At 39.3% G+C, this 6,741-nt stretch carries 4 protein-coding genes; all 4 read right to left on the bottom strand.

The features are described 5' to 3' along the window. A partial coding sequence (locus VNJ50_RS13230) for an alpha-L-fucosidase (RefSeq protein WP_325582682.1) occupies positions 1-924 on the bottom strand: 924 nt, incomplete at its 3' end. A 2-nt stretch (positions 925-926) separates the two neighbouring features. Continuing rightward, the gene (locus VNJ50_RS13225) at positions 927-3,257 is read right to left on the bottom strand and encodes a family 20 glycosylhydrolase (RefSeq protein WP_325582681.1); all 2,331 of its coding nucleotides are present in this window, start codon (positions 3,255-3,257) and stop codon (positions 927-929) included. A gap of 185 nt (positions 3,258-3,442) precedes the next feature. Then, a complete protein-coding gene (locus VNJ50_RS13220) occupies positions 3,443-4,462 on the bottom strand; it encodes a N(4)-(beta-N-acetylglucosaminyl)-L-asparaginase (protein ID WP_325582679.1) in 1,020 nt (339 codons plus the stop codon). Between the two features lie 10 nt (positions 4,463-4,472). Beyond that, positions 4,473-6,719, bottom strand: a complete 2,247-nt coding sequence (locus VNJ50_RS13215; protein ID WP_325582677.1) for a GH92 family glycosyl hydrolase — start codon at positions 6,717-6,719, stop codon at positions 4,473-4,475. Between the last annotated feature and the right edge of the window lie 22 nt (positions 6,720-6,741).

The following is a 6,741-nucleotide window of genomic DNA, read 5'->3' as shown; positions in this document are numbered from 1 at the left end:
TTTTGGACCGACATTCAATAATAAATTCCCTCCCGAAGCAATAACTTCAACAAAAGTCCGGATGATTTGTGAGATTGGCTTGTAATTGGTATCTGACGGAAAATATCCCCAATTATCGTTCATCGTCATACAAAATTCCCATGCACCGTCAGGTCTTACCACAGGAACACCTTGTTCTGGCGTGCTGTAATCGCCATAGGTTTTAAGACGGGAATTGACAATCACTTTTGGATTCCAAGCCAATAATGAATCCTTTAAAGATTCTGCTTGCCATGCTTCACTAGACTTTTCCCAATCGCCATCAAACCAATATAAATCCGGTTTAAAATTAGTGCTCAATTCTCTCAACTGGCCATCGTTAAATTTTAGAAAACGTTGCCATGCGGATAATTGATTTTGATTTTTTTGTGGATAATTTTTGCGCGTATCAGGTCGTGGGAAAACCACATCATAATCAGGATGCGACCAATCGATCAACGAATAGTATAAACCTACTTTTAAATTTTCCTTTCTTAAAGCATCAACAAAAGGTGCTACTAAATCACGTTTTGCAGGTGTTTTTTCAACGACATTAAGATGGCTGAACTTTGTGTTCCACAACGCCACGCCATCATGATGTTTGGTGGTCAATACGGCATAACGTGCGCCAATCTTTTTGAACAATTTCGCCCAAGCTTCAGGATCGTAATTTTTGGCAGTAAACTGTTTTCCTTGTGCCATATAATCGTCATAAGGAATTTGCTTATGGTACAACGACCACGATTCGCCAATACCATTTACACCATAATAGCCCCAGTGGATAAAAATGCCCAATTTAGCATCTTGAAACCACTCCAAACGTTCTTCTTTAGTCAATTTTTCTTGAGCCATAATTGGATTGACAATCAAGAAAACGAGTACAGTAATAATTTTAAAATAGTTCATATCTAATTAATTATAATTTCATCGACGAATAACCATACGCCATTTCCGCTTGCGATGGTTTTTAAATTGGTCGCTACCACTTTTACATAACGCACGGATTGTTCTTGAAAAGAAACTTTAAAATCTTTTAAATCGGAGGTTGGATTTTTAACAAAAGCGCGTTTTACGGTGCCCACTTCTTTAAAGTTGATGCCATCGTCAGAAACAGAAACAGTGACCGAAGTTGGAAAATAAATATCCGGACCTTGATTTTCTAAAGCACCCAAAATGACTTCACTTATCGGTGTTGGCACTTCTAAATCGACTACGGCTTCCATATCCTTATTTAACCACGCTTGCCAATGGCCATCCATAAAATTTTTGGTACCGCGCAAGGTATTGGTCAATCCAAATTCGCCTTCACCTTGGTAACGTTCATTATAAGCTTCTTTAAAACTTACTTTTTTACCCACTGCTTTATGAAATTCGATAGTGGTACTAAATGGTACGCCAACGGCTTTGTCCTCTTTAAATAACGATGCGTGAATGGTGGTCGTTGTATTGATTTTTAAAGGTTCGGTATACTTTATGGCATTATTTGACAGTTGATTTTCATTTAAAGTATAACGGATATCGGCATCGGTAAATTCATTTTTCAAGCTTAGCAAGACCTCCTTCTTATCCATATCCATGACAACTTCTTCCATAACCAAATAGGCACTTTTCGCATAATTGACATCTAAATACTCATAGCGTTCAAAAAGAGAGGTGATTCGTTGTGAGAAATCATCCCAATTTCTGGAAGATTTTGGACTCCAAACGACTTCTGATAAAGCCGCTAATCTTGGAAAAATCATGTATTGCGAGTGCGCTTCCGTTTTAATTTGCTCGGCCCATAAGTTAGCCTGTCCGCCTAAAACATGTTTGGCTTGCTCTGGTGTCATCGTTTCAACAACCGGGTCAAACTGATAAACTTTGCTCAACGGAATATAACTGCCCCAAGCCAAAGGCTCTAAGTTTTGCGGTCCTTGATAATAATCAAAATACATGTGCGACGTTGGCGTCATCACCACATCATGGCCTTGTTTTGTGGCCTCAATACCACCTTCAAAACCTCTCCAACTCATCACGGTCGCTTCTGGTGCGATACCACCTTCCAAAATTTCATCCCAGCCAATCAGTTTTCTACCATGCGAAGAAATAAAACGTTCCATCCGTTTGATAAAATAACTTTGTAATTGATCAACATTGGTCAACCCTTCATCCTTCATTCGTTTTTGACACTGCGGACATTTTGCCCAATTGGTTTTTGTAGCCTCATCACCACCCACATGGATATATTCTGATGGGAATAATTCCATGACTTCCAAAAGCACGTTTTCCAAAAACTCAAAAGTCGAATCTTTTCCTGCACAATAAATTTCGGTGATCGGCCAAACGCCACCCGATGGCACACCGATAGGCGTTTCAAAACACGACAATTCCGGATAGGCTGCAATGGCGCTCATCACATGGGCAGGCATTTCAATTTCAGGAACCACGCGCACGCCTTTTGTTTTGGCATAAGCCACAATTTCCTTGATATCTTCTTGCGTATAAAATCCGCCGTAAGTGGCATCATCTTCAGGCGTAGTCACACGACGGCCGTCCCAATGGGCATCTTCCTGATCGTTTCGGAATCCGCCAATTTCTGTTAGTTTTGGATATTTTTTGATTTCGATACGCCAACCTTGATCGTCCACCAAATGAAAATGAAAGACGTTCATTTTATGCATGGCCAACATATCAATGGTTTGCATAATGTATTCTTTTTTGAAAAAATGACGTGCCACATCCAAATGCAAACCTCGCCATTTAAAACGTGGTTGATCTTTTATGATCAGATTTGGAATGACCCAATCAGTATTATTGGCGATGGTTTTGCTCTCAATCTGCGTAGGCAATAATTGTCTGATGGATTCCAAGGCATATAAAAACCCTGAATAGGATTTTGCTTTGATAGTGACTTTATCAGAAGTTACGATCAATTCATAACCTTCATCGCTTAATGTATGATCAGTAATAAATTCAATAAAATTACTTTGAGGTGCTTTTTCTGAAATCTTTAAACTCCATCCTGCAGCATTCTTAAACTTATCCGATAAAATAGAAACGATTTCTTTTTGCGAAGCATCAGCAATCACAAATTGCGTTTGGTCATTAAATTCAAAAGAACCTTGTTGCAGGGTTAATTCTACCGGTTTTGGAATTATGACAATGTCACTTTCCGTAAATACTTTTGATGATTTACTGTCTTGGCAGGATACCGTTATGGTTATTAAAACCAAGGTTACTATTTTTTTGAAAATGTTCATTTTTGAAAATCTATAATAATGGCACCCTTTCAGGGTTTAAATCGTTGTTAATTCAATTTTTATAATTATGTCACCCCTTTGGGGTTCAATTCTTGATCATTTAATGTTCTAGGTTTAAGTAAATTTTCCGTTTACCTCTCTTTTGGGGAGGTCGTAACTGCTTTTTCAGCAGTTCTGGGTGAAGATTATTCCTCCCATTCCATTTTAAAAGTGGCGTCTTCCATGCGATTGCCTTGTGCTTCATCATAAATGGCATAATTAAAACCAGATCGCAAACTGTAACCGGCGTGTTCGCCATTTTTATTAACGGCGATAAAACCGACTTGCAGATATTCCATGTCTTTATGGTTTTTATGTTTATCATAAATCCGTTCCACAATTTCCTTGCACGCTTCAAAAGGCGATTTTCCTTGGCGCATCAATTCCACGACCATTGCACTTCCTGCAGTTCGGATGACGGCTTCGCCCAAACCTGTGGCTGCTGCTGCGCCCACTTCATTATCTAAAAATAATCCGGCGCCGATAATTGGCGAATCGCCCACACGACCGTGCATTTTCCATGCGGCACCGCTTGTGGTGCATCCGCCTGAAATATTGCCGTCTTCATCAATGACCAACATCGAAATCGTGTCGTGGTTTTCCATATTGATGACCGGTTTATATTTGGATTCTTCCAACCATTTTTTCCAATCGGCTTCAGATTCTGCCGTTAATAAATTTTCTTCCTTAAAGCCTTCGGATAATGCAAATTCGAGTGCGCCTTCGCCTGATAACATAACGTGAGGCGTTTTCTGTAATACCAATTTTGCTACCGAAATAGGATGCATAATTCCTTGCAAAAACGATACTGCACCACAATCGCTGTTATGATCCATGATACAGGCATCTAAAGTAACTTTACCATCGCGATCCGGAAATCCGCCATAACCCACACTTCGCACTTTAGGATCGGCTTCAGGAATTTTCATTCCGGCTTCAATAGCATCCAAAGCAGATGCTCCGTTTTTGAGTTGATTCCAAGTTTCTTCATTGGCTGGCAAACCGTGGTTCCAAGTGGAAATCACCAAAGGTTTACGCACTTTTTTAGTTGAACTATCGGGTGCAACAACGGTGCTTTCGACACCTAAATCTTTACAGCTCATTAGCGTACTGATACCAATAGTACCTAGTGCAGCTTTCTTCATAAAATTTCTTCTGTCTGACATACCTGTGTTTTTAATTGTATAGTTTTGATGAAGGTGCCATCTCGTATTTGGTGTTTTTGTTAGGATGTTCTCCCATTTCAAATACTAAAGTTCCACCTTCCATAATCTCTTTATGTGTAATATAACTGCGTTCAATCATTTTGCCATTTAGGCTAACAGACTCTATGTATTTACTTTCTGGACTGTTATTTAATGCTTTTACGCTAAAGGTTTTTCCATTTTCTAAAGCGATGGTTGCTGCATCGATTATTGGCGAACCAAAAGCATAAATGCCCTGTGCCGGATTTACCGGATAAAATCCTAAAGCATTGAATACGTACCACGACGACATTTGCCCACAATCTTCATTGCCACAATGGCCGCTCGGTTCATCTTGATATTGGGTATCTAAAATTTCACGGACTAATTCTTGCGTTTTCCAAGGTTTTTCGATGTAATTATAAAGATAGGCCACATGATGGCTCGGTTCATTGCCATGGGCATATTGACCGATCATTCCAGTGCTGAAAATTGGTAAAACATCGTCCGCAAGTGGCTGTAAAGTAAACATAGAATCCAGTTTTCTCTCAAACATTTCCTTTCCACCAACAATTTCCGTCAAACCTTCAACATTATGCTGCACCGACCAAAAGTATTGCCAGGCATTACTTTCGCAGAAATATGGTGAATAATCTTTCGGGATAAAATCTTTGATAAACGTGCCATCTTTCAATTTTGGACGCATAAAAGTACTTTGCGAATCATAATGGTTGCGCCAGTATTCCGAACGTTTTAAAAAGGTATTATAATCGTCGGTTTTTCCTAAAGCTTTTGCAAATTGCGCAATGCACCAATCGTCATAAGCATATTCCAAGGTTTTTGAAACCGACCAATTTTCGTCGTGGTCATCCACCGGAACATAGCCCAACGCCATATAATCATCAATTTGCCGAGAAGGATCGGTGGCACTTGCAATACACGCTTTGTAAGCCAAATCCACATCAAAATCTTTAATGCCTTTAAAATACGCATCCACAATAACCGGCACGGCGTGGTAACCAATCATCATATTGGTTTCATTACCCTGCATGGACCATACGGGCAATAATCCCGTTTCGTTATAATGCGCCAACATCGAATTGATCATATCCGACACGCGGTTTGGATGCAAAATAGTGTACAACGGATGCGCCGCACGGTAGGTATCCCATAACGAAAACGTATCATAACGGTCAAAACCATTGGCGTTCATCGTTTGGTCGTTGGCTCCTTTATAATTGCCGTTGTGATCGCTCAATAAAGTTGGCGCCAACATGGATTGGTACAACATGGTATAAAAAATGCGTTTTTTGGTCGAATCAGCAATCGTAATATCAATTTTACTGAGTTGGATTTCCCATTTGTTTTCAGCCTCAAGTTTCAATTTTTCAAAATCAAAATGTGGGGCTTCGACTTCTAAAGATTTATAAGCACCTTCAATATTGGCGGTTGATAGTCCTGTTTTTAAAACGATGGCTTCGCCTTCTGAAGTTTTATAATTTAAAACGATTTTAGTGTTTTTACCCGTTACCGGCGATGTTGAAAGTGTATCGTTTTTAAACATTTCATAAGTTTCAAAGGGCTTGGATAGTTTAATCACAAAATAAACACGCTGGTCTTTTGCCCATCCAGTCGATTTTCTGTAACCTTCAATGGTCGTATTATCCACCACATTGATATAAGTTTCGGTTGGACTGTCCCAATTTAATGAATAACCTAAATCGATATGAATTTGAGAATGATCATCTTGTGGGAATGTGTATTTATGAATGCCGGTTCTTTCGGTTGCCGTGAGTTCGGCTTTGATGCCATAATCCAATAAATCTACCGAATAATAACCTGGCGATGCTGTTTCTTTATCATGTGAAAAACCTGAAAAAGGCTTAAAGTGATTGATTTCCATGCGTTCTGAAAATCGGCTATTGGTTGGCATCACTAAAATATCATAAAAATCGCCAGCACCGGTTCCTGATAAATGCATGTGCGAAAACCCGGTAATTATGGAATCCTTATAAAAATAACCTGCAATCCGATCCCAACCCGAAATTCCGATATCAGGACTTAATTGCACCATTCCAAAAGGAACCGTTGCACCCGGATAAGTGTTTCCTGGGCCGTCAGTTCCAATAAACGGATTTACAAACGTGGTGAGTCTAACTTGATTTACGACTTCTTTTGATTCTTTACATTGAAAAAACAGAAACACAAAACACACATATATAAAACCAAGCTTTTTCATTAATCTTTACTCTTTTATTTTT

The sequence above is a fragment of the Gelidibacter sp. genome (genome assembly GCF_035577925.1).
In the GTDB taxonomy this organism is placed as follows: domain Bacteria; phylum Bacteroidota; class Bacteroidia; order Flavobacteriales; family Flavobacteriaceae; genus Gelidibacter.
Note: the sequence above shows the minus strand (reverse complement) of the source record. Positions and strands in the feature narration are given on the sequence as shown.